Genomic DNA, 23,913 nt, shown 5'->3' on the forward strand with positions numbered 1-23,913 from the left:
TGATGTCAGGAAGGCTAGAAAGTACACATCCTTGTGTCGTATTGCTCTGAGTTAAATCCAAACCAGAGACAACAGCAAAAATGGTAAGGCAATTGCCGACGCCATTTTTGCTAACGCCAAAAATTCTCGCATCATCACTTCACGCATAGGTGAAACAATCGCTTTAGAATATGACGCCGCAACTTGTGCACTGTTCATAAACCCTCAAACGGATAGAGTGTTAAGGAGCGGCGATTCTACAGACTGCCTACTGCAAGTTCAACCATAGTAACAGTTGAATCTGTTTCGTCCGGCTAGCGCCATTAAAGAAACCCAATCTTAGTGATCACCATTTTATGGTCAGAGCCGTTTGGATGATTGATACTTCGTCGTTCACATATCCGCCTTCCTTCCAAGGATGACTTTAACCATAAGTGATCAATCGCAATCATTGAAAAGTCGGGGGTCGCAACCTCTTGAGCCCAATGAGGCCAACTCGCCACTGGCACCGTTTGAAAACTTGGCAAAATCTGACCAAACCTCAGACTGACCGCGGATAGGTTAAAATCTCCAACCACCAGCATTTCATCGCTCGGATAAAGTTCAATGATAGACTCTATCGTCCTTATCAAGGCATTACGTCGATACCAGAGCTCTTTAGTCCTTGGTGAAGGAGGATGTGCAGCAATAAAGGTCACCGCACTATGCTTATTTGGCATCCAAACACCGTGGATGATGGCTTGCTGATCTGGCGTCATGTACACGGAGACGTCTCGCAGTGGCGCTCGACTCAAAATCATCTGACTAGAAGGGTAACCAATTCCCTCTTGTCCGCCGTAGTAATAGGGATAAACATCATCGAGTGTCTTGAGTTTTTCACCTATCTCAGGCGCAACCTCTTGCAGCACGACTAAATCAGTGGGATTCGATAGCAGGCGGTTTATAAATTGATTGATGTTTCTGTTGCCGTAGTAAAGATTAAACTGACTCACTGTGATCGGATTAACGCAGTTAGTGACTAAAGTGTGCTGAGAGTTTGGAGCGAGGATCAAGAACACACCCGATAACAAAACAGACACGACACCCTGCGCCCAACACTTCTTCAATATCAAGGCCAACGCGAGTCCCCAGTAGATCAATAGAAAGACCGCCGGAAACGCGACAATGTTTTCAATCCACCAAGTCGATTCATAAAATGAGAATCCGACCCATGTCAATGTTGGACTGAAGATCAATAACCAGACTAAGCTGCGCTTTATCAATCGGCTCTCCTTATGCACGATATCAACCAAGTATGCGTCAAGCTGTCACATTTCTCCGCTACACTATGAAATATAGCTCAACTCAAGTGACTAATAGTCAGCTTCCCTCCGCACAAATGCATAATTATGCAATTTTAATCTTAAAATCCTAGTTCGCAATGCAATTCAATACATACCGTGATATCTCGAATTGTTAACAATTTACATTGATATCTTTAACATTTCATTAAACGCTTGCTATAATCTAAGTTCTTATTTTTAGGCAACTTACGGTATTACATGACCAAGCTTACGGATAAAAAACTGCTGAACTTAATTACTTATGCTCCAGCTTCCATCGTTGCTGTCTTCACTCTATTCTGGATAATCCTTACCGCAAGAGACGTCATTCTAAACTCAGAAGAGCAATTACGCGCATTACGCCAAGAACATCAACAACAGCAACTGGCAACCCTAACCAGCCGAGTCGAATATGTTGAGCAGCAAATCCGCTACGCACGCACTCAAACAGAAGCCGAATTAGAAAGCACGATAAAAGAGCAGATATATCAAGCTCACAACATCGCGACACGCCTATACGAAAGCAACAAATCTTTGCCCGAGGCTGAAGTCACCAAACTCATTACCGATGCCCTCCGCGATATACGTTTCAATAACGGTCGTGGTTACTTCTTTATCTACAAAACCGATGGTTTGAGCATCATGCATCCCCTACTTCCTCGTGTTGAAGGAACCTCTTTGTGGGATTTTAAAGATGTTCGCGGCAGCTACATCGTCCGCGAGATGGGAGAAGAGGTGAAAAAGCATGGCGAAGCATTCTATCGCTGGTGGTTTGTTAAGCCAGATAACAAAAATAAAGAGTTTGAAAAAGTTGGCTTTGGTAAGTACTTCGAACCCTATGACTGGTTTATCGGTACGGGCGACTATGTCGTCGATGTAGAAAATGATATCAAGAAAAGGGTTCTTCACTGGTTGATAAATCTTAGATTTGATCAATTTGGCTATGTGTTCGTCATCGAAAATGACGGGACGATTCTTTCGCACATTGAGTCTGACTTGATTGGCAAGAATGCGTATAACCTCGACAGTTCCGAATCTTTACAAGGCGCTTCAGCCCTCATGGACGCCAATAGAGAATTTGTACACTACAAAGCCACCTTTGGACCTGAAGATATCTCAGATTACTCTAAAACCAGTTACGTCGTTCAAGATGAAAGCTGGCAATGGACAATCGGCGCTGGTGTGTATGATGAAATCAATATGCGCTATCTGGCCTCTGTCGAGCAGCAGGCTAAACTTGAACAACGCAGCACCTTACAGCAGCTGTTAGTCATTGGGCTAAGCACAACCGCCATCGTGGCTCTTTTCTCCATTGCTTTAAGCCGTCTCATCGCCAAACGCTTTAAGCGATTTGAAAAACGAATCAACAACGACTTCGAGCATTTGCAGTCCACCAAGGATCAATTGGAGTACATTGCTTCCCATGATGAACTCACTGGCCTACCCAACCGTTCTCAGTTACATCAACGTATTAGAGAAGGCATCAAGCAATCGGAGCAAGCATGTTGTCAGTTAGCGGTGATGTTTGTAGACCTTGATGACTTTAAGAAAGTGAACGATTTATATGGCCACTCCGCAGGAGACCGTCTACTCAGTGAAATCGGTAAGAAGTTTGAGGCATTTCTTGGGCCCAACGATTTTGTAGCGCGTTTCGGTGGCGATGAGTTTATCTTCTGTTTCTCCGGCTTAACTAATCTCGCTGAAACCGAAGCAAAAGTTGATAGTATTAAGCAAGTCTTTAAGCAGCAATTTGTCATCGATGGCAAGGTGCTATTTGCCAGTTGCTCGATCGGTGTCTCTATGTACCCTTCCGATGGTGATGAACCCGAAGAACTCATTTCCAAAGCTGATATCGTGCTCTACAAGTCGAAGGCTCGCCAAAAAGGTGATGTCCTGTTTTTCGATAGCAGTATTAACAAACAAGTTCAGTATGACTTCCTACTCGAACGCGAATTACGCGGTGCGGTTGAGCGCGGTGAGCTTTCCGTGGTTTATCAGCCACAGATTTGTGCAGACAGCGGTAAACTGTACGGAGTTGAAAGCTTGCTACGCTGGAGCAATACTCAACTTGGCCATGTCTCTCCACTGGAGTTTATTTCTCTGGCAGAAGAGATTGGTCTGATACATCAGTTAGGCGACTTTGTAATTAATAAGGCGTGCGAGGAGTTTAGCCAACTGTTCCCTTCTCCTCAATTTGATTTGGTTCTTTCAATCAACATCTCACCGATGCAGTTGATGAACGAACAGCTTATTCCTAACTTGCTGGCGGCAACCGATAGGCACCAGTTGCCTAATCATCGAGTGACATTAGAAATCACCGAAAATGTGCTTATTAGCGATCTCCCTAAAGTCGCACCTGTCATTAGCAAACTGAAGGAACTTGGGTTCACTATATCACTAGATGATTTTGGTACAGGCTATTCATCGTTAAGTTATCTGAGCAACCTACCACTCGACGAGCTCAAAATTGATCGAGTCTTCGTCGACAAGATGCTGAGTTCGGAGCAGAGTGATTCGCTCGTTAAAGCGATCCTTGCGATTGCCAAGTCTGCGGAAATGCGTGTCGTTGCTGAAGGGGTCGAAACGGAAGCCCAGAGAAGGATTTTGATCGAATACGGATGTGATGTGCTGCAAGGCTATTTAATTGAACGCCCTATCAGTATCGATCAATTAGCAGAAAGGTACGCGTCGACCATACAAGAAAACTCGACGTCGAAGACAAATCTGTAGCCCGAAGATTTCATATTTGGAATTTATCTTTGCGTTTTTACTGTTTAACCAATCGTGACAAAAGTGTTACTTTAAACGTCATTGGTTACACTGATATAAAGAAATTCCAAAGACCGAACACTCTTTATAACAGTTTAAATAAGGATATGGACCAACAATCTCCAAACAAACAATATGAATTGTTGCCCTTTTTAGCCCGTGCAGTTGCCCACTGTGCGGGCATTTTCTTTTCTAGCATGTCCACTTACGCGATACGTCACAAATTAATCACTTGTTTAAATATTGATTAATTTTTGTCGTGTCGAACAAATCATAGCCACACTATAATTAATCGTCTGTTTAATATAAGAGATTTTGGTGTGACGACTAAGCCACGTAAAGCAGGACGTCCCAGTGACAGTATCGATGCTCGACAACAGCTGATCCATCAAGCCAGAGAGCTGTTTACTGTCATGGCTTACGATAAGGTATCGACTCGACTTATCGCCAATCGCGCAGGCGTCAATGTTGCCATGATCCGCTATTACTTCGGTAACAAAGAAGGATTATTTGAAACCATGTTGCGTGAAACCTTGGAGCCAATGCGACGGCAAATGCAGGTACTGTTAAAAGAGAGTTCTCAGAAGAACTTTCTCGATCTCATGCGAACTTACTATCGTGAGATGGTCAAGGTGCCGCAATTCCCGCGCTTAGTCGCTCAAGTCATGCACATGGACGCAAGTGAAACACAACGCAAATTATTGGAGAAGGTTTTTCTCGATATCAGCCAACCCATGCAACAGGTTATGTTTACGAAACTCGTTGAGGGCAAAATCCTCAGGCCAGATGCTGACCCGAAACTGTGTAAAGTCTCCTACATCAGTCTGATGGTCTTTCCGTTTATTGCACCGCCTGCTTTGCTCGCGATTCATGGCATTGAACTGAATGAAGCCTTCTTAGACCGACTGCTCGAACACAACATCAAACTCATGACTCATGGATTTCTGCAATCCAACCACCAGCAGGATTAACATCAATGAAAATTAACAAGAAACTACTGTTCTTCCCCGCACTCGCTGTTGGCGTGATCACCCTGATTATCGCGGTAAAAATGAAACCTGATCTGCCCGTTAAACCCGCTGGCGATCGCGCCCGTTTAGTCGAAACCGCAACGTTAGAACTCAAGTCAATGGCTCCGCAGGCTATCGGGTTTGGTAAAATTGCCCCTAAATTAGAGTGGAAAGCGATCGCCGAGGTCACAGGTAAAATCGTCTTCCGCCATCCGAGACTTGAAAAAGGGCAGGTTCTTCAAGCCGGAACAGAAATCCTGCGTATCGACCCACTCGATTATGAACTAAAACTGGTTCAAGCTCAGGCTGATCTCAAATCTGCTCAAACCTCTTTAGCTAAGCTGAATCAAGAAGAAGATAACCTTAAACAAACCTTAAAGATCGAACGTAACCGACTTGAGATTGCGAACAAAGAGTTACAACGGAAACAGAATCTGCGCACTAAAGGGCTGACGTCTCAGTCAGATGTCGATCAACAAGAGCAAAGTGCGTTATCACAACGCAAACTGGTTCTGGACATCGAAAACCAAATAGGACTGATGCCAGATGAAAAACGTGTCGCGCAAGCCTTAGTTAAAGTCAATGCATCGAAAGTTGATGAAGCACAGCGTTCCCTTGAGAAAACCATTATTACTCTTCCGTATGATCTGCGAATTGCCTCAGTCAATGTCGAGCAAAATCAAGTTGTGAACCTCCAGCAAACGATGGTCACCGCACATGGTATGGGCGTGATGGAAGTTGAAGCGCAGTTATCGATTCACGACATGCAGACCCTTGCATCTAGTCTTGGAGAGTTTGGCCGTGATGCGAATGGGATTCCTCAGCCTGACATGACCTTCATTGACGCCTATATCGAACTAAGTAGCGGAAGCTTGAAGGCAACATGGCCTGCCAAAGTTGCCCGTATCAGTGAAACGGTTGACCCAAATCAGGCAACAGCGGGCGTGATTCTAGAAATCGCGCAAGACTACCGCAACCTCAATCCGACGTCTGCACCGCCACTGGTCAACGGTATGTTTGTCCGAGCGGTCATTGAAGGTCAGGCCAATCCAAGTTGGGTCATCCCTGAACGCGCTTTGCACGGTGACAAAATCTATCTGATGAATCAGGAAAACCAGTTGGAAATCCATGCTGTCGAAGTACTGTATCGCCGAGACAACCAAGTAGTCATCGATGGTGATTTTAGCCAAGGGGATCAACTGATTGTTAATGATCTTCTTCCTGCCATTGAAGGGATGCTGCTTAAAACAGCGAACAATAGCGATCAGGAGTCAACGCAATGATCCGATTCTTTGCCAAGCATCCGACAGCCGCCAACCTGATGATGCTCGCCCTATTAGTACTCGGCCTTACCTCATTACCCAACATCAAAAGGGAGACTTTCCCCGAGTTTGATCCACCCTATATTATGGCTGGCGTCGTCTATCCTGGTGCATCTCCTCAAGAAGTCGAGGAGAGCATCTGTGTAAGAATGGAAGATGCCGTCGATGGATTAGCCAATATTGAAGAGACCCAATGTGAAGCCGTTGAAGGTTCAGCGCGCCTGATCCTCAAGCTCAATGAGAAAGCCGATATTGGCCGGATGCTGGTTGATGTTCAGACTCAAATTAACTCTATCAATGACTTCCCTCAACAGATTGAGTCCCCTGTCGTTCAAGAACTAGACTGGAACGAGCCTGTCGTTGATGTCGCGATTACTGCCGATACCACTTGGCCTGAGCTAAAAGCGTATGCCGAACAGCTTAAACGAACGTTAAAGCTCGATTATGATGTTTCGTTGGTCGATGTAGCAGGCTTTTCGGATCACCAGTTTAGAGTCGAGCTTGATGGGCAAGCGATGCGTCAATTGGGTCTAAGTGTTGGCGATATCGCTGATCAGATTGGTCGTCAGAATATCAAGCTACCAAGCGGAAACGTTGAAACTCCCGACAAAAACTTCCTGATCCGTTTTGATGAGCGACGCATCACTCCACAAGAAATGGAAAGCATTGTTGTCGGCTCAGGCCCCAATGGATCGCTCATACGTCTTAGAGACATCGCAACCATCACTGATCGCTTCGAACTGGACGAACAAAAAGTGCTATTCGATGGCCATCCTTCTGCACTGCTTAAAGTCAGTAAAAACAAAGAAGATGATGCGCTGCGTATCAAAGAGCGTGTCGCCCTGTTTGTGGAAGAACAACAGGCGATTGCGCCCATGGGTGTCAAACTTGAGCTGACCAATGATCTCTCATCCGTACTCTGGGATCGCTTAACTATGATGGTACGCAACGGCTGGCAAGGTATTGTCTTGGTGTTTGCTACCATGTGGTTGTTCTTCACTCTTCGTTACTCATTTTGGGTTGCCGCCGGTTTGCCAGTCGCGTTTCTTGGCGGTCTGTTCTTAATGGCACAACTCGGACTGTCAATCAACATCATGTCGCTGGTGGGTCTTCTGATGGCAATAGGCATCATGATGGATGATGCAATCGTGATCGCCGAGTCTATCGCATCACACCTAGATCGTGGTGAAGAGGTGGATGACGCAGTGATAAAAGGGGTGAAAAAGGTTCTGCCCGGCGTTATCTCTTCGTTCCTAACCACTGTGTGTATCTTTGGCAGTCTGTTGTTTCTCGAAGGAGAGATGGGGGCGGTTCTGAAAGCCGTTCCGCAAGTGCTCATTTTGGTTCTAACGTTAAGCTTGGTGGAAGCATTTTTAATCCTGCCTAACCACTTATCCCATTCGTTACACCGAGAAAAAAACGATCAACCACCTGCTAAGTTCAAACAAACGCTCCTCGATAAGTTTGAGAACTTCCGTAACACCACCCTAGTCTATGGTGTCGAAAAAGTGGTCGAATACCGCTACGCCTTCCTCGGTAGTATCGTCGCGTTACTTCTGATTTCAATAGCCACCATTGCTGGTGGACTACTTAAATTCCAACCATTTCCAGAATTAGATGGCGATATCGCTGAAGCTCGTATCATTTTACCTCCCGGCTCGTCTCTCTCCCAGACCGAAGCTGTGGTCGATAAAATCGTCGCTTCCGCTCGTAAGCTTGATAAAGAGTGGAGTGAAACTGTCGAAAATGGCACACCGCTGATCGAGCATATTACCAGTCAGTTTAACGCCAACGCGGACGCCAACGAGTCTGGCCCTCATATCGCGACCGTCAGGCTTGACTTGCTCGGGGCAGAAAGCCGCAACACAGTCATCGATGAGTTTATTGCCGCATGGAGAAAAGATATTGGAGAGCTCGCCGATCCTATCTCTCTGGTATTTAAACAACCCACTATGGGACCAGGAGGACGAGCCATTGAAATCCGCGCCAAACATGATGATCTTAACGCCTTAAAAGCGGCCTCGATTGATATTCAGCAGTACTTAAAAGAGTTTGATGGCGTTCACGGCGTACTCGATGACATGCGCATGGGCAAGGAAGAGGTGCTCGTCAAACTAAGACCGGGCGCTGAAACCTACGGAGTCAATGGTCAGCTTATCGCCAACCAACTGAGAGCCGCTTTCTTTGGTCAAACGGCCGATGAGATTCAGGTTGGCGTCGAAAACATCTCCGTTGAGGTGCGATTAAATAAGGTTCAAGCGGGCGATCTGCAACAGTTAGCTAACTTCCCGATCATTGTCGCTGACGGTAGCCAAATTCCCTTGGCAACCATCGCGACGCTCGATTTCCAGAGAAACTATGTACGCATACAGCGCATTGACGGATTAAGAACCATCAGTGTTTTTGGTGACACAGACAATACCAAAGTCAACTCAACCGCTATCATCAATCAGTTCCAGAAAGATGAAGCGCCTAAGTTAATGGCTAAGTATCCGGGGCTACGCTTTGATTTTGAAGGGGAAGCAAAAGACACCGCAGAAACCAGTTCTTCGATGGCGAAAGGCTTCTTGCTCGGACTGTTCGGTGTATTCACCATCTTGAGCTATCAGTTCCGCAGCTACTTAGAACCGTTTGTGGTTATGCTCGCCATTCCACTCGCTTTTATCGGTGTAGTATGGGGACATATTCTGCTTGGTCACTCACTCAGCATGCCAAGTATGATGGGATTTGTTTCTTTGGCGGGGATAGTGGTCAATGACTCTATCCTGCTGGTGCAGTATATCCGTCACCATGTGGATGAAGGAGACAATGTCCATAACTCAGTTGTAAAAGCGAGCAGAGAGAGGTTCCGCGCGGTTTTCTTAACGTCGATGACTACGGCTGCGGGTTTGCTACCACTGCTCACTGAAACCAGCTTGCAGGCGCAAGTGATTCAACCACTAGTGATCTCTATCGTCTTTGGTATTTTTGCCTCCACACTTCTAGTGTTGTTTATGATCCCCGCCGCCTACGCCGTATTGGCTGACTTCGGTTTGGTTCATAAACATCAAGAAATCTGATAGTCGAAACATTAAAATAAAAATAAGCCAGACAAGATGCCTGGCTTATTTTTTATCTATCGAGATCATTGCTCAAGACGTGGTTTGTGCCTTCGCTTTCGCTCGTGGAAACAGGCGTTTTAGCTTGCCAAACACGCCTTTGATATCCTCCAACATCAAATAGAGACATGGTACGAGAACCAGCGTCAGCAGTGTTGCAAACAAAACGGCGAAACCGAGTGCGACCGCCATAGGTATGACAAACCTTGCCTGAAGACTGGTTTCAAACATAATCGGCAGTACACCAACAAAGGTAGTAATGGAAGTTAGTATGATGGCTCGGAATCGAGCACAGCCAGCTTCTATCACGGCTTCTTTGATCGTCACGCCTTGCGCTCGAACCTGATTGACATAATCTGTCATCACCAAGGAGTCGTTAACCACCACCCCCGCGGCAGCGATAAGACCAAATGTCGACATCATGCTCAGATCGAGTCCAAACCAATAGTGTCCCCAGATAGCCCCAGTTAGACTAAACGGAATGACAGACATAATGATCAGCGGCTGAGTGTAGCTCTTGAGCGGCACAGCCAGCAGGATATAAACAATGATCATGCCAGCGACAAAGAAGATTTTTTGCTCATTTTGCTGAGCTTGTTGCTCTTCTATCGAGCCACCAAGTTGGCTCTTAACGCCGGGATAAGATGTCAAAATGTCTGGAATGATTTCATCGGTGATCTGACCAACAACCTGATTCGGCTCAACCAGTTCCTCATCAATAGAACCATAGACATACACACTGCGATAGCCACCTTCTCGTCGAATACTGCTCACGCCAGGTTGCTGATTAATTTCGACCACATCCCCCAGCATCACCTTTTTGCCTTCTGGAGTCGTAATGACGGCATATCGCAGTGAAGAGAACGCTTCACGAGTCAACTGTGGGTAGCGAACCATTACTTTAATTTCTTCACCATCGCGCAGCACTCGTTGTGCTTCGCCACCGTAAAAACTCCCACCGACCTGAGTGGCAATATCGAAGAGATCCAGACCGAGATCGTAGGCAACTGGTGCGAGAGAGAGCAGAACTTCCTGACTACCCGCATCAATAGATGAAGAGATATCAAACAAGCCTTTCTGCTGTTGCAGAGTCAAAATCAGATCGCGTCCAGCCGCATTCAGACTTTCAATATCCGACCCATAAAGCAAGAATCCGAACTCATCCCCTTTCTCATCATCGTTAACGTTGTCAGATACATTGAGCATCTTGAGCCCTGGGATATCTGGCAGACGTTCGCGCCATCTTCGCGCCAACTCAAATGTGGTAAATGGTCTCAGTTCCTCATCAACCAAAGGAATCACCAAGCGCCCCTCTTTTCTACCCTGACTAAAGGTGAGGATGTCACGAATCATTTTCTGACCCGTCTCTTGTTCGATCTCTTTATCAATCGTCAGAACCGTCGATTCGATGAGTTTCAACGCGTCTATCGTCTGTTCGCTAGAAACATTGTCGTTCATCACCAACTTAATACTTGGGAAATCATGAGGTACCTTAGGTGACGGGACGATTCGAACGTAACTCGCCATCACCATAGCGATACTGATAACGAGTATCGCGACAAAGCCAGCAAACACACTCCAACGCCAGTAGGTACAGGTTGTGACAAAACGTTTGTACGGCCCATTGATGAATGCAAAGAAACGAGTATTGAATCGATCTCGCCAACTGCCTTTCTTGATTGGAGTGAAATTAGAATGTGCCAAGTGCACCGGAAGAATCAATTTCGACTCAATCAAACTAAACAACAAACACAGAATAACAATCGACGCGATACCAAAGAAGAAGGCGCGTTCAATACCTTTAGACATCAAGAACGGAGCGAATACTGCCATGGTGGTAAGAACACCAAAGGTCGCTGGAGTCGCGACGCGTTTTACGCCTCGAACCACATTTTCAACCCCGCCACCTTTTTTCTCGATTTCACTATAAGCACTCTCGCCAATCACTATCGCGTCATCGACAACAATACCCAGCACCATAATGAAGGCAAACAGTGAAATAATATTGATACTGACACCAATCGCAGGCATCACCATCACCGCGCCGAGGAAACAGACAGGCAGACCGATCATCACCCACATTGCTAACTTAACGCGCAAGAATAGACTAAGCATGAGTGCGACCAAAACCGCACCTTGCAGTAGGTTCTTCAACATCATGTCTAAACGCGCATTCAGATAATAGGTCATATCAACCAGAGTTTTGATCTTCAGATCGGCTGGCAACGTTTGATTCTTTTGCTCAATATACGCTTTGACTGACTCCGCAACAGCGACCATGTTTTGATCTTTTGTCGCCTTAACCGAAAGGTACATCGCGTTTTGACCCGAATACTTGAAGTATCGATCATCTTCGGTAAAGCCATCTTTAATCGTGGCGATATCTTGTAAAAGAACCTTGCCACCATTGTTACCAATTTTGACTGGGATATCGCGGAACTCTTCACCGCTGTAATACTGATTCTCTATTCGTACCGAGATCATTCCCGCATTGGTGCGCACTTCACCCGCAGAATAGTTCGCTGAGTAACGCTTAATCGCGTTGCTAACGTCATTGAGCGTTAAACTGTACTTTTGCAGCACTTGAGGTTCGATTTCTATGGCGATCTCGTAATCAGGCGCCCCTAAATCAACCAAAGCCACATTCCCCAGTTGTAGCAACTCATCTTCAATCTGTTTAGCAATCGGCTTTAGCTCAAGTAAACTGCGATCACCCACCAGAGCCATCTCAATGACATCTTGACGCCACTCGTATTGGTAAACCTGAATCGGCTCCATGGCATCTGGGAAGTTCGAAGTGGCATCGACCTTCTGCTTAACCTTATCGAGAACATCATCGATATTCTCATTTACGTTCACTTCCAGCTCAATGTTACCGCTACCACGATATGCCGTGGATACCGCTTTTTTAATTCCCGTGACATCCTTCAACGACTCTTCAAGTTTGATTAGGATGCTCTCTTCAATTTCTTGTGGTGACGCCCCCGGATACTGTGCGCTGACATTGATGTAGTTGACCTCAATGTTGGGGAACATTTGTCTTTGTATGAAGAAAAAACTCACCGTCCCGACGATAAGAATGAACACCATCAGCAAGTTTGCCGCCACAGGGTTGTTGGCGAAATAGGCAATCAGCCCTGTTTGTTTCGTCTCTTCCATGCTCAAACCCTACATGCTTGATTGGTTAGTTTTCGCAGCAACTTCGACCTGTAACCCTTGCTGCGGATACTCAGGCACAGTGAGGACTAACATGTCATCATCATTTAATCCCTGATTGATCAGCATGAACTCTTTTTCTGCACGCAACACATTAACGGTTCTTGGTTCTAACTGATTGTTGTCATTAACCACCCAAACCTGACGATTGTTAACCAGTTCTTGCGGCAGACGGTAAATATGCTTCAGCTCTTTGCCTGCGAACTGCACCTCGACATAAGAACCGAATTTCATCGCGGGCTGATCACTATCAATGGCGTAAGGATTCTCGACGCGAACCACCATATTGATCATCCTTGTGCTGCTATCTACTACACCGAGGTCACGGTCGATAACACCTTCACGGAAGGTATTTTCGATACCGCGCTGAATGATCTGAGCTGATGTTCCTGCGTAGTCTTGTGGCAAGAAAGCACTGTCAAAGCCCGCGATTGGAATATGCACTTCTCCCGCTTCGACGTTATTTAACGTTGCGACGTGAGCACCCGCAGTGATGAATTGACCAACACCAATATCCCTCGACACTACCAGTGCATCGTAAGGTGCGATGATCTGGCAGTTTTCTAAATCACGTTTCGCTCTTTTTAGCTCGGCCTGTGCAGATTTCACTTGGGCATTGGCACTGAGCAGTTGCGGTTTACGGAGATATAAATCTGTGACCTGTTTTTCAGGCATACTCTTCGCTTGACGCTTTGCGACTTCGGCTTTTGCTTTCTCCTCGATAAGCGCTGCTTGTGCACTCGCTAACTGAGCTTCAGCCTGCAATACCGCCGCTTGGTAGTTGTCGTTTTCAATACTGAATAGGACCTCGCCTCGTTTTACAATACCACCAACGACAAAGTTGGCGTGCCAGCTGATTACCTCACCTGACACCTGGGCTGAAAGTTGAGTGACTTCCACAGGTCGAAGCTCGCCGTGGCTAGTAATCACGACCTTATGGTCACTCGATTGAACTTTAGAAACGGTGACGACTGGTGGCGCTTTGGGTGGCTTACTCTCTAGTGACTCTGGTGCACTTGAAGCGATAGCTGAGTAGCCCGCATAAGCAGCCCCTAACGTGATAAATGGCAGTAACCAACGTAACGGCTTAGTTGTCATGTGAATTCCTTATCCGCTTGTAATAATACATTTGTGCAATCTCGGCTGACTTCACCGAGTATTAGAATTTATATACGTATGTAGAGAGGTTTTGCACCAATTCAGCCCACACTATACACCCAATAAATGACGTCCATAATAAATCCTTATCAATTCTCATTTTTGTTCATACATTGAATACCTAACTAGGCAATAGCAATTGCAGTGCCAAAATTAACTCTCTGATAAATAAAAGCTTCCACAGGACTAATCAATACTTACTAACTATGCAGTTGGTGAATGTAATCACTAGTAGGTGAAATTTACCTACTAGTGATTACAATAAAACCTGATGAGGCAAATATGACTAACAAGGAAGTCGTCAGATGAAGCGAGTCATTCTATTTGATTGGGGTAACACCCTAATGGTTGGTGATTCACTGTTTAGCTCAGCTATTAGAACAAAAATGGTCACTGGCACTTTACCTCAACTTAGGTTGAGGTTTTATAGTTTCGTCCTAAGCTAGGTATCAACATCAAAAAGGACAACAAGTGAAAACATTGATTCTATTCTCAAGCGCAAACAAACAAGGAAATACGGCTAAAACCATTGATGCGGTCAATCGCAGCCACGAAAGCGAGATTATCGACATTGATGAGCTGGTGATCACTCCCTACAACTACCAAAATGACTATCCTGCCGATGACTTTTATCAATTGGTCGATAAGATGCTCGCGGCTGACAACATTGTGTTTGCCTCTCCGGTATATTGGTATACCGTGACTGCGCCGATGAAAGCCCTGATCGATCGTTTAACCGAGTTGCTCGATGTTGCCGAACTAAAGCCCAAAGCGCGGGCGCTTGAACATAAGCGTGGGTTCTTAGTGACCAGCTCAGGTAGAGCGCAAATATGCCCAATATTTCATGGGCTGTTTCACGGTCTATTTGATTATTTTAATATGGAGTTTACTGCGACTCTGCACGCCGCTTGCAATGATGGCTACTCTTTGTCTGACCAGGATTTGCAGCACTTCACTAACGCCTTGAGTCATAGCCAATCCCATTGCTAAATAAAAAAGGCTTAGCCGAAGCTAAGCCTTTTTCTATGCTGTTGTTGCTTGGGGTTGATAACGACCCGGCTTGTGGTTCATTGCCAGAATCAAGTTGGTCGCGACTGCGCCCATTACCGACAGAGCAATCAACGAAATATCGACAATAAACAAAGACATGATCACAATCGTACAGTCTAATGCCATTTGCACTTTACCTGCACGAATACCAAATCGCTCCTGCAGAAACAGCGCTAAAATATTGAATCCACCTAAGCTCATCTTGTGACGGAATATCACCAGCATCCCAATACCGATCATCCCACCGCCAAGAAGCGCCGCATAAAATGGGTCAATGCGGGCAATCTCTATTACATGGTGTAAGTGGTCAACCGCGAATGAAACAATGGTAACGGCAATGAAGGTATTGAGCGTGAATCGCCATCCCATTCGGGTGACAGATAAAATGTAAAACGGCAAATTGAGCGCAAAAAAGATTTGACCGAAACTGAAATCACTCACCTTAGTCAGGAAGATTGCCAATCCCGCAGTACCGCCTGTCAGCAGACCGACTTTATTGAAAAAGATAACGCCCAGTGAGACCAGAGCACTACCCAAAACAAGCGCAAGTAAGTTTTCGCGCAAACTATGTTCTTTATCCATTTAGACTTCCTATCCATTAGTACCAAAATCGAAATAGACATAACGATGACGTATTTCGATGGGCAATCAGATTCACAAACCAGTGAATCAAACCCGCATAAGATGTCGATTAATGACAAAAATGTCGAGATCTGACAGGAAATCACTTGTAAGGACTGTGTTAAACAAAATGTACACTAGACGCTAAAGTTACTTGGAGCGTTGTGATAAATTGACCACATTTGACTCTGAAGAGGCTGCCGGCTTATTGGCCTTCTCATCCCCACTGCGACCTTTCGCGCTATACATCGCTTCGTCAGCTAAGCTGAGCAATGAATCTTTATCTTTGGTCTGTTCAGGATAATGGCTAACACCAACACTCGCCCCAATAACGAGCGTGTGGCCGTCAAATACAATCGGCTGACTGATGACATCTATGATTTGCTGAACTTTTTTATCGACAATGGACAGATCGTGAAGCAAGTCTAAGCAGATAACAAACTCATCCCCACCTAAACGACCAACAAAGTCCGACTCGCGTACACTCTCTTCTAATCGCTGCGCAATGTTGACTAACACCACATCACCAGCATCATGACCATAGGTGTCGTTAACTTGTTTGAACTCGTCGAGATCAATAAACAGCAACGCCAATTTACAGCCACTGCGATTAGCTTTGATCATCGCATTCTCAAGCTGTTTATCAAATGCGCGGCGGTTCATTAAGTTGGTGAGAGGATCATGTTCGGATAAGAACAGCAGTTGCTCCTGCTTATGTTTGAGCTGTCGAGTCTGTCTGAGCACTTCTTCTTCAAGCTCTTTACGCGTGACCGTCGAACGACACAACGAGACGGTCATTTGATTAAAAAAGCTGGCGATAACACGAAACTCACTGTCCATTTTTACCGCTTCAACCTTGGTGTCCAATTTCCCCTTAGCAAGATCGATGATCGCTGCTTTCATTGCTTCTGCACCCGATTTAAAACGGAACAAAATTAGCCAAGCGGTGACGCTCACTAAAATGGAACAGATGATCAGCCACGCAGCAGCTGTCGCCATAACACTCTGTAAATTGGTGACATTACGATTCAAGACAAGCTGATGAACGTAAGCGAGCTCCTCTGTCATGTTTTGGACAATCATGTTGTAGCGCGAATGCAGCAGGTTACGTGCATTGATATCGTCAGAATCCGTTTCTTTGCGTCTACCAGAACCATCAAAATAGAGCTCTTTTTCTTGCAGTAGCAAAATATGAAGGCTTCGGTTCATGTGTTGAATGTTGTCGAGGAGAATGTTGCTACTCTTATAAGCGGTGAGTTTAGTGTCCAACTCAGCGTGTGCGATCTCGACCTGATGCAAACTTGGCTGGTCACCAAACTGTTTAAACACCCATAATTGGCTGCGCAATAAATCGACGCACAGTTGTAGCTCAATAAGCTGATCCAGCTCGAATTTCGTTAGCTTCTGTTCGGCATGTATCTTTGAGAAAGAGATAACAATGAATAACGTCAACATCATCGTTGTCGTTGAAAGGATAAACATTTTCTTGAACAGAGAATCCAACATAGCGTCAATCCCTCAGTTCCATCGCTTGCTGATACGGATAAGGGTAAAGTAGCTCTCTGAAATCCGGCGGCGAGTTTTCGACTAACCCCATTTCAATCGCCCAGCGAGATTGTAATTGCAAGTTTGAGAGTAGCGAATTACCCAAGGATAAGCGAAACAGGTAGTCCTGCCATGTCCACTTGACTTGGCTAGGCGGAAGGTCAAGTCGTGTCGCGATCATCGCAATCGCCTCCTCTGGGTTGCTGTTTATCCATTCAATCGCCTTATCAAGAGCCTGTAGTAAGCGGGTCGGCTCATCACCAACAAACTCTAGATAAGGTGAGCGAGCAATCAGGTTAAATGACAATTGATAGATCCCTTTAACCCCTAGATTCGCGACATCCGCAACAGAGAATAAATCCGCTTCAAAGCCCATTGGTTCCCATGCCGATATCGCATCAACTCGATACGAAAGCAGTGCCGGTACCATCTCGTGTGGTTGCAAATAGACTTTCTCTACGGGCATATGCTTGAGATTGTTGCTGATAAGTACCGAGTCGAAATAGAACTCACTGGCCGTGCCCTTGATGATGCCTACCCTACGACCTTCCAACTCGTTAACGCTATGAATACTGGCAGGCACGAGTGTGAGAAGTTTGAGGTCGTTGTCTGATTCAACAAAGCTGACAAGCAAAGAAAGATCATCACGCTGAAAGCTTTGGAACATCACAACAGACTCCGATGCCGTTGCATAGTCAACATTGCGATCTAGCATCAGGTTTGTACAAGCGGCACCACTCGAACAAGGGTGTAAGCTGACATCTAGATTAAAGGATTTAAAAAAGCCCAGTTGGTCAGCAACCAAAAAAGGCGATGATAAGGGTGTTAGAGAAACCCCTATTCTTATTTTTGAAGAGGTCGTCATCTGACTCATCTTCACTTCGTTTATCACGCCCCAAGCTACCGCGCACAACATAAGCACAGAAGCACTAAGCGCCAATTTATTATTCTTTATAAAAGGTATCATTGGCAGATCCATTTGCATAAGAAACCTAGCACATATAAATTTAGCCTATGAATTAAAAAAGTGAATCAAGAGCTCAAGTTTTTCAGATTGTCATGAATAATTTCTTTAAAACTTAACGCCAGTTCACAAAAATCAGCCCTTCCGACCCGCAAGCGATATTCCCCCTTCGTCTTACCCGTTCTCTTTTTCTTCATGCTTCCTGTTATATCTGTGCACAGATTCGCTTGACGAATGATCACTATTCCTAGGCAGCGGAATTTGTTTTAATTGCCAGTCTAAATCGACCAACGGAGCCATGTTTTGTTACACGAGATCTATATTGCAGGCGGATGTTTATGGGGTGTGCAAGAGTTTATGCGCCATTTACCCGGCGTTGTCACCACTGAAGCTGGTAGAGCCAATGGCACCTCAAGCACAACCTTGGGGCAATATGATGGCTACGCAGAATGTGTTCGTACTGAGTTCGATCCTGAATTGCTCTCTGTTGAACAGTTAATGGATTATCTGTTCGAGATTATCGATCCTTATAGCGTTAACCAGCAAGGAGAAGACATCGGTAAGAAGTATCGTACCGGTGTTTACAGCCGAGATGAGCAGCACTTAAATCAAGCCCGCCAGTACATTGCTGCGCGTCCTGACAGCAAGAAAATTGCAGTTGAAGTGATGCTGCTGACCAATTACGTCAAGAGCGATGACGAGCACCAAGATCGATTAACTCGATTTCCAAATGACTACTGTCACATTCCCGTCAATGTGCTGCATAAATATCGTAAGTAGTCAGCAGAGCAACCGCGCGTAAATCAACTGACATTGACGTTAAAAGCGACATTACCCTGTTTTAATGATTTAAGATCCAGTAAGTTAGTCTAAGTTGTATAACGCTATTCAAGGATTGAAATGTTTCAACAAGTGGTCGGGATTCTCTTCCCTGTGTTCGCGCTGATTGCCGTTGGCTTTTCCGTTGGTAGATGGCTTAAACCCGACTTTAGGCCGATTAACCGTATAAATATGGATGCGTTCACCCCTGCGTTGGTATTTTCATCGCTGGTCGCTATGCCTCTGGATACTGAGCAAGTGCCGCTTTTAAGCGCTGCCGCCATCGCGGTGCTGTTACCTGGCATCCTCATGCTCCCCGTATGCAAACTCACCAAGCTAAACTATAAAGCTTGGGCGCCTCCACACATGTTTCGTAACAGTGGCAACCTCGCTATCCCGTTGTTCACTTACACTTTCGGAGACAGTGCGCTCGGGTCAGCGGTTTTACTGTTTGTGGTTTCGGCTTGCCTACATATTAGCCTCGGTTTAGCACTCCTCAGTGAAGGTAACCCTTTCAAACAGATCGTAAAGATGCCGATCTTTATCGCGGCAAGCTTAGCGCTAATCCTTAACGTTTCCGATATCGGTGTATGGACACCACTCTATGAAGCGACCTCGTTACTCGGTCAGGCGGCTGTTCCTGTCATGCTGCTTTCGCTTGGAGCACAGATGTGTAACCTAAGGTTGAGCGGCATAAAAGTGGGAATCTTATGTACGTTGCAATCACTGGCAACCGGTGCAGCTGCTTTCACGGTGATCTATCTATTCATTCCTCTACCGCCGATGCAGCTACAAATGATGGTGCTCTTTACCATGCTACCACCAGCGGTGATGAACTATCTGTTTGCTGAGCGCTTTCAGATAGAGCCAACGAAAGTCGCGTCAATGGTGCTGTTCAGTAACTTCTTTAGTGTGCTGACACTACCAATGTTACTCGGGTTCGCCCTCTCCTTGTGACCACTCTTCAGGGTTGGTGAGCATGGTTTTACCTTTGAACGTTTCAGCACGAATATCTTGAGGGTTGTAGATAGCACAGGATTCCATAGACAAACAACCACAGCCGATACAGCCACCTAGATCATCTTGAAGAGCTTTAAGCTGCTGAATTCTGTGCTCCAAACGCTCTTTCCATCCGGATGCCATCTGCTCCCATTCCTGACGGCTAGGAGCCTGATGCTTAGGCAAATGACCCAGTGACTCCGCAATTTCCTCCAGCGTTAGTCCGACTTCCTGAGCGGCTTTAATCACTGCGATACGCCTCAGTACGCTGCGATGATAGCGACGTTGATTGCCCTGATTTCTCCAACTGAAGATCAATCCCTTTTGCTCATAGAAGTGTAGCGCTGAAACTTTGACTTGCGCTCTTTTCGCCACTTCTCCCACACTCATTTCCATATTGCACTCCAAATAAATTAAAATTCGCGCTTTACCTCAAGTTAACTTGAGGTTTTACAGTAGCACTAACTCAGTCAAATTACATAAGGATATTTCGATGAGACTAGTGACGAAAAATAGAACTTTGCCTTACCTTTCAGGGCGCTTTTTTGATGGTATTTCATCCGGTCTTTTCATGATGGCTTTGCCGTGGATCATGTTAAGCACACCCGACATGGGAACATTCATTGCCTTGGTTGCTCTCACCTGTACCGCAACATCATTTGTCCTCACGCCATTTTTTGCGACCTTAATTGATCGTCACTCACGGAAATTATTGCTGATCCTTGTTCAAGTGGTTCAGTCTCTCACCGCAACCAGCGTATTGGTCGCATACCTTATTAATCTCGACTCTCACTGGCTCCTCGCCGGTGCTCAATTGGTGTTTTGGGTCAGTAGCAATTTAGCCTGGTCGACGAACAACGCGTTTACCCAAGAGAACTATCAGCGTCATGAATATGCTTCGATTTCAGGTAAGCAAGAGATTGTAATGCAGGCGACAACCCTTGGTGCTGGTGCATTAGGCGTCGTGTTACTGCAAAGATGGGGAATGGTCGAATTTGCAACGTTTGCCGCCATTGCATCGGCTATCGCTGCTGTGAGTTACATTGTCACACCATATCAACAGCAACTGCGTAGCAACAACCAAAACTCTTTTGTCGAACAGATGAAAGAGAGTCGTACCATCTTTGCTCAACAGCCACACTTCTATGCTTTTCTGCTGATGTCATGCCTTTCTTATCCAATTCTCACTTTCTTAGGAAAACTTGTCCCAATTTGGTTTGCTGAGAATGACATTTCCGGAGACTGGTATGCGGGCTATAACATCACCTTTGGTTTTGGTTCTTTGCTGACGGGTATATTCGTCAGCAGACTGCTCTCACTCAGCTCACATCAAACGACCATGCAATACTCAATGGCTCTCGTAGCGGCGTCCTTAGTGGGTATGAGCATCGCGACACACCCAATGTACATCCTTATGATGACGTTAGTGTTTGGATTTTTTAATGCCTTAAATCGTATCGCTCGCACTAATTGGATGCATCATACGATTGATGTCAGTCAGCGTGGCAGAGTCGAGGGTGGATTGGTGCTATTCTCCACATCTGTACAAAGTGTCAGTTACATCCTGATTGCGTATTTGGCGCGATACGATATGACTCAATGGGGCTTTGCTATTGCAGCGTTTACTATGTTTTTCGCGGTATTGGTCATGTCTCAACTCAACCGCTCTCGCGCTTTACAAGCTCAAATTGCCAACTGAACCCATATTGTCTCTCTCCAATTAAAAACCAAAGAGGCACACGGAGGTACCTCTTATATTTTCAGCCAATAGCAAATGAGCTAAGAGAGTTTAAAACGAGCGACGATATCACTCAGTGTCTGATTCATCTCTGATATTCTCTGCGCCTCTTCTAATGCTTGTTGTCCATTGGCATCCAACTCGCCAACAATGTCATTGATTGCGCTCATATTGCGGCTTAACTCTTGAGTAACGCTACTTTGCTCTTCTGCGGCTGTCGCAATTTGGGTACTGAGGTCGTTTATATCCGTCACAAATTGACTCATCACATCGAGACTTTCTGCTACTTCACCAGCCCCTTGCGCAGTTTGGGCGCACTTCTGTTTGGTCGATTCCATCGAATCCACCACGGATTGGCTGCCACGTAACAAGCTTGCTAACGCCGCTTCAATTTCTTCAGTACTGGTTTTGGTTCGGCTAGCAAGGTTGCGCACCTCGTCGGCCACCACAGCAAAACCACGCCCCTGCTCCCCTGCCCGTGCCGCCTCAATGGCTGCATTTAGCGCCAGTAAATTGGTCTGTTCAGCGATATCGCCAATCACACCAAGGATGGTATTAATTCCATCCGTCTCGGCCGCCATATTATTTACGTTTCCGGATGCCGTGCTTACGTCTTCGACTAACTCTTGAACATTTTTCTGCGCTTGTGTCACGGTATTCTTAGAAGCACTACTCGCCTCACTCGCTTTATGAGTCAATTGCGCCGTATTCGCCGCATCCGTTGCCATCGAATCAGCCGTAGAGTTCATTTCCTCAATGGCTGTCACCACTTGCTCTGTCTCTTGAACATGATTTTGGAGAATAACGCTATTCCTCTGACTCTGATCTTTCATCCGATCGACATTCTCATTGAGATTTTCCGTCATCTGGCGAATCTCTAACATCATGGTCTGCAGGCTACCGATAAAGGAGTTAACACTTTCCGAGATCTCTCCCAAGTCGTCTTTCGTTTTGACTTCGATGCGCTGAGTGAGATCGCCGTTTCCTTGGCTCAAACCAAGCATGGTCTGTTTCAATACTAAAATGGGTCGGTAAAGAACCTGCATAATTAGCATTGCTAGTATGACACTCACCATGGTTGCTATGGATGCCGTGGCGATCGCGGCTTGTTTCGCCGAAACCAAATCAGAGAAAACAACTTCTTTCTCCAGCCCAGTAACGAAGTACCAACTTTTACCTGCAACATTGATTTTGTGCGAAAAAAATAGTTTTTCGACGGAGTCAATCTGACCTTCAAATACCGCCTCATTCACTCCGATTGACTGGCGAGCAACGTTTGCCAACCAAGCGTATTTGTCTGCCTTCTCTCCCGCTTTAACCAGAGAGAGAGAAGAAGCGAGAACGGTATTATCGTGATTAAGGATCATCGCGAATGCACCAGGAATATCGTTGGCACTTTTAACGATTTCGTTGAGAAACCCTAGCTGCATATCGACTGAGATCATGCCACTCAGTGTCTTGCGCACTATCGACACCCAGTAGGTGTCCCCGTCACTGCTTAAATAGGGCTCCGTCATTGCGGCCGTTGGACTTTGTCTTCCGAGCTGATACCAACTTCGAGTTGTAACGTCACCATTGTATTTGTGATTCGGCCACGTGTTTGCTGTCTGGTTCCAGTAGGCATCACCATTGGTAAATGCCACCACTGAACTGTTAAGGTTCATTCCACCCGCTATCAAGTGAGTCAAATCAATGAACTCTTGTTCACTGCCTGTGATGGGTTGATTCGCAAACAACGCCCCAACTTTGTCCAAACCCGCCACTTTTTCATTCAGTTTGCCACCGACCTGCTCAGCTTGAGCTTTGACATACTCCTGATTGCTTCTAGTGATCAGATCAACCAATGTCTCTTTCTGCTTAATGTATGAAACATAGCTCGACACCGTCACAGAAAACACCACCAGTGCGATGATCGATATAAGCAGTAACTTCCTAAATCCTAAATTTCTCATTACAAATTCCTTATTCACTCTATTGCCATAACGACTACAGAGCAGAGCCAATCACTCGAATTTATTATTAAATCTGTAAGTAAATTGTGGTAGGAATATGGTAAAGATCCAGCCTAGAACGCGAGTTCATGACGCATGATTGTCATTTCTTGGTTTGACAAGCATAAAATCGCCATCAGGCACAAAAAAAGCAGCCCCTAGAGCTAACTCCTATCACTTAACGTGTTTGGAACGAACTGGATAGCGAGTCTTATTCATACGAACGGTCCTTGATTTGGGCCGTTTTTTTCGCTCTGGCAGAATGTAGCGCTTCACTCGCTCTCGCATCGCCCTTAACTTTTTAGGGATCGA

General features: G+C 45.7%; 17 protein-coding genes and 1 pseudogene. 8 read left to right on the forward strand and 10 right to left on the reverse strand.

What is annotated here, in order from left to right; genetic code table 11:
- Nucleotides 1–51: 51 nt before the first annotated feature.
- Both QTN95_RS13400 and QTN95_RS13405 read right to left on the reverse strand, forming a co-directional pair.
- Nucleotides 52–198, reverse strand: a complete 147-nt coding sequence (locus tag QTN95_RS13400) for a hypothetical protein (RefSeq protein ID WP_331417811.1) — start codon at nt 196–198, stop codon at nt 52–54.
- 104 nt (nt 199–302) lie between these two features.
- Nucleotides 303–1,238, reverse strand: a complete 936-nt coding sequence (locus tag QTN95_RS13405; RefSeq protein ID WP_331417825.1) for an endonuclease/exonuclease/phosphatase family protein — start codon at nt 1,236–1,238, stop codon at nt 303–305.
- A gap of 282 nt (nt 1,239–1,520) precedes the next feature.
- On the opposite strand from QTN95_RS13405, the gene QTN95_RS13410 reads away from it, so the two are divergent.
- The 4 genes from QTN95_RS13410 (at nt 1,521) to QTN95_RS13425 (ending at nt 9,461) form a co-directional block, all read left to right on the forward strand.
- Complete coding sequence (locus QTN95_RS13410; RefSeq protein WP_331417812.1) at nt 1,521–4,031, forward strand: bifunctional diguanylate cyclase/phosphodiesterase; 2,511 nt, start codon at nt 1,521–1,523, stop codon at nt 4,029–4,031.
- A gap of 359 nt (nt 4,032–4,390) precedes the next feature.
- Nucleotides 4,391–5,041, forward strand: a complete 651-nt coding sequence (locus QTN95_RS13415) for a TetR/AcrR family transcriptional regulator (protein WP_331417813.1) — start codon at nt 4,391–4,393, stop codon at nt 5,039–5,041.
- 5 nt (nt 5,042–5,046) lie between these two features.
- Nucleotides 5,047–6,363 (forward strand): efflux RND transporter periplasmic adaptor subunit, encoded by a 1,317-nt coding sequence (locus QTN95_RS13420; RefSeq protein ID WP_331417814.1) that lies wholly within the window; start codon nt 5,047–5,049, stop codon nt 6,361–6,363.
- A complete protein-coding gene (locus QTN95_RS13425) occupies nt 6,360–9,461 on the forward strand; it encodes an efflux RND transporter permease subunit (protein WP_331417815.1) in 3,102 nt (1,033 codons plus the stop codon). Before QTN95_RS13420 ends, QTN95_RS13425 begins: the two co-directional genes overlap by 4 nt.
- A gap of 72 nt (nt 9,462–9,533) precedes the next feature.
- Here QTN95_RS13425 and QTN95_RS13430 read toward each other — a convergent pair whose 3' ends face one another.
- Nucleotides 9,534–12,659, reverse strand: coding sequence for an efflux RND transporter permease subunit (locus QTN95_RS13430; protein ID WP_331417816.1), 3,126 nt, complete (start codon nt 12,657–12,659; stop codon nt 9,534–9,536).
- A 9-nt stretch (nt 12,660–12,668) separates the two neighbouring features.
- Entirely contained in the window at nt 12,669–13,814 is a 1,146-nt protein-coding gene (locus tag QTN95_RS13435; protein WP_331417817.1) for an efflux RND transporter periplasmic adaptor subunit, read from the reverse strand.
- Between the two features lie 531 nt (nt 13,815–14,345).
- On the opposite strand from QTN95_RS13435, the gene QTN95_RS13440 reads away from it, so the two are divergent.
- Nucleotides 14,346–14,864, forward strand: a complete 519-nt coding sequence (locus QTN95_RS13440) for a flavodoxin family protein (RefSeq protein ID WP_331417818.1) — start codon at nt 14,346–14,348, stop codon at nt 14,862–14,864.
- Nucleotides 14,865–14,897: 33 nt separating this feature from the next.
- Here QTN95_RS13440 and QTN95_RS13445 read toward each other — a convergent pair whose 3' ends face one another.
- The 3 genes from QTN95_RS13445 to QTN95_RS13455 all read right to left on the reverse strand — a co-directional run bounded on the left by QTN95_RS13445 (nt 14,898) and on the right by QTN95_RS13455 (nt 18,057).
- Nucleotides 14,898–15,506, reverse strand: coding sequence for a YitT family protein (locus QTN95_RS13445; protein WP_138971094.1), 609 nt, complete (start codon nt 15,504–15,506; stop codon nt 14,898–14,900).
- A gap of 189 nt (nt 15,507–15,695) precedes the next feature.
- On the reverse strand, nt 15,696–17,051 hold the full coding sequence (locus QTN95_RS13450) for a GGDEF domain-containing protein (RefSeq protein WP_331417819.1): 1,356 nt from the start codon (nt 17,049–17,051) through the stop codon (nt 15,696–15,698).
- 4 nt (nt 17,052–17,055) lie between these two features.
- Nucleotides 17,056–18,057 carry an ABC transporter substrate-binding protein gene (locus QTN95_RS13455; RefSeq protein WP_331417820.1) on the reverse strand — a complete coding sequence of 334 codons (1,002 nt, stop codon included), beginning with the start codon at nt 18,055–18,057 and terminating at the stop codon, nt 17,056–17,058.
- A gap of 300 nt (nt 18,058–18,357) precedes the next feature.
- Here QTN95_RS13455 and QTN95_RS13460 point away from each other — a divergent pair, with 300 nt between their 5' ends.
- Nucleotides 18,358–18,834, forward strand: a complete 477-nt coding sequence (locus QTN95_RS13460) for a peptide-methionine (S)-S-oxide reductase (RefSeq protein WP_331417821.1) — start codon at nt 18,358–18,360, stop codon at nt 18,832–18,834.
- Nucleotides 18,835–18,954: 120 nt separating this feature from the next.
- The gene (locus QTN95_RS13465) at nt 18,955–19,830 is read left to right on the forward strand and encodes an AEC family transporter (RefSeq protein WP_138971091.1); all 876 of its coding nucleotides are present in this window, start codon (nt 18,955–18,957) and stop codon (nt 19,828–19,830) included.
- On the opposite strand, the gene soxR is transcribed toward QTN95_RS13465, so the two are convergent.
- Complete coding sequence (soxR, locus tag QTN95_RS13470; protein ID WP_331417822.1) at nt 19,804–20,268, reverse strand: redox-sensitive transcriptional activator SoxR; 465 nt, start codon at nt 20,266–20,268, stop codon at nt 19,804–19,806. The genes QTN95_RS13465 and soxR overlap by 27 nt on opposite strands.
- Before the next feature lie 97 nt (nt 20,269–20,365).
- Between soxR and QTN95_RS13475 the strand changes: the two genes are divergently transcribed.
- On the forward strand, nt 20,366–21,571 hold the full coding sequence (locus tag QTN95_RS13475; protein ID WP_331417823.1) for an MFS transporter: 1,206 nt from the start codon (nt 20,366–20,368) through the stop codon (nt 21,569–21,571).
- An 80-nt stretch (nt 21,572–21,651) separates the two neighbouring features.
- On the opposite strand, the gene QTN95_RS13480 is transcribed toward QTN95_RS13475, so the two are convergent.
- A complete protein-coding gene (locus tag QTN95_RS13480) occupies nt 21,652–23,562 on the reverse strand; it encodes a methyl-accepting chemotaxis protein (protein ID WP_331417824.1) in 1,911 nt (636 codons plus the stop codon).
- 213 nt (nt 23,563–23,775) lie between these two features.
- Nucleotides 23,776–23,913: pseudogene (locus QTN95_RS13485) on the reverse strand (IS4 family transposase); the annotation flags it as partial.

The organism is Vibrio sp. M260112 (assembly GCF_036533775.1).
Lineage (GTDB): Bacteria > Pseudomonadota > Gammaproteobacteria > Enterobacterales > Vibrionaceae > Vibrio.

Bases quoted from the DNA above. Each gene is read 5' to 3' on its own strand.
- QTN95_RS13475 (WP_331417823.1), top strand. From the start codon at position 20,366: ATGAGACTAGTGACGAAAAATAGAACTTTGCCTTACCTTTCAGGGCGC.
- QTN95_RS13410 (WP_331417812.1), top strand. From the start codon at position 1,521: ATGACCAAGCTTACGGATAAAAAACTGCTGAACTTAATTACTTATGCT.
- QTN95_RS13435 (WP_331417817.1), bottom strand. From the start codon at position 13,814: ATGACAACTAAGCCGTTACGTTGGTTACTGCCATTTATCACGTTAGGG.
- QTN95_RS13400 (WP_331417811.1), bottom strand. From the start codon at position 198: ATGAACAGTGCACAAGTTGCGGCGTCATATTCTAAAGCGATTGTTTCA.
- soxR (WP_331417822.1), bottom strand. From the start codon at position 20,268: ATGGAAATGAGTGTGGGAGAAGTGGCGAAAAGAGCGCAAGTCAAAGTT.
- QTN95_RS13430 (WP_331417816.1), bottom strand. From the start codon at position 12,659: ATGGAAGAGACGAAACAAACAGGGCTGATTGCCTATTTCGCCAACAAC.
- QTN95_RS13425 (WP_331417815.1), top strand. From the start codon at position 6,360: ATGATCCGATTCTTTGCCAAGCATCCGACAGCCGCCAACCTGATGATG.
- QTN95_RS13480 (WP_331417824.1), bottom strand. From the start codon at position 23,562: ATGAGAAATTTAGGATTTAGGAAGTTACTGCTTATATCGATCATCGCA.
- QTN95_RS13445 (WP_138971094.1), bottom strand. From the start codon at position 15,506: ATGGATAAAGAACATAGTTTGCGCGAAAACTTACTTGCGCTTGTTTTG.
- QTN95_RS13465 (WP_138971091.1), top strand. From the start codon at position 18,955: ATGTTTCAACAAGTGGTCGGGATTCTCTTCCCTGTGTTCGCGCTGATT.
- QTN95_RS13450 (WP_331417819.1), bottom strand. From the start codon at position 17,051: ATGTTGGATTCTCTGTTCAAGAAAATGTTTATCCTTTCAACGACAACG.
- QTN95_RS13455 (WP_331417820.1), bottom strand. From the start codon at position 18,057: ATGATACCTTTTATAAAGAATAATAAATTGGCGCTTAGTGCTTCTGTG.
- QTN95_RS13420 (WP_331417814.1), top strand. From the start codon at position 5,047: ATGAAAATTAACAAGAAACTACTGTTCTTCCCCGCACTCGCTGTTGGC.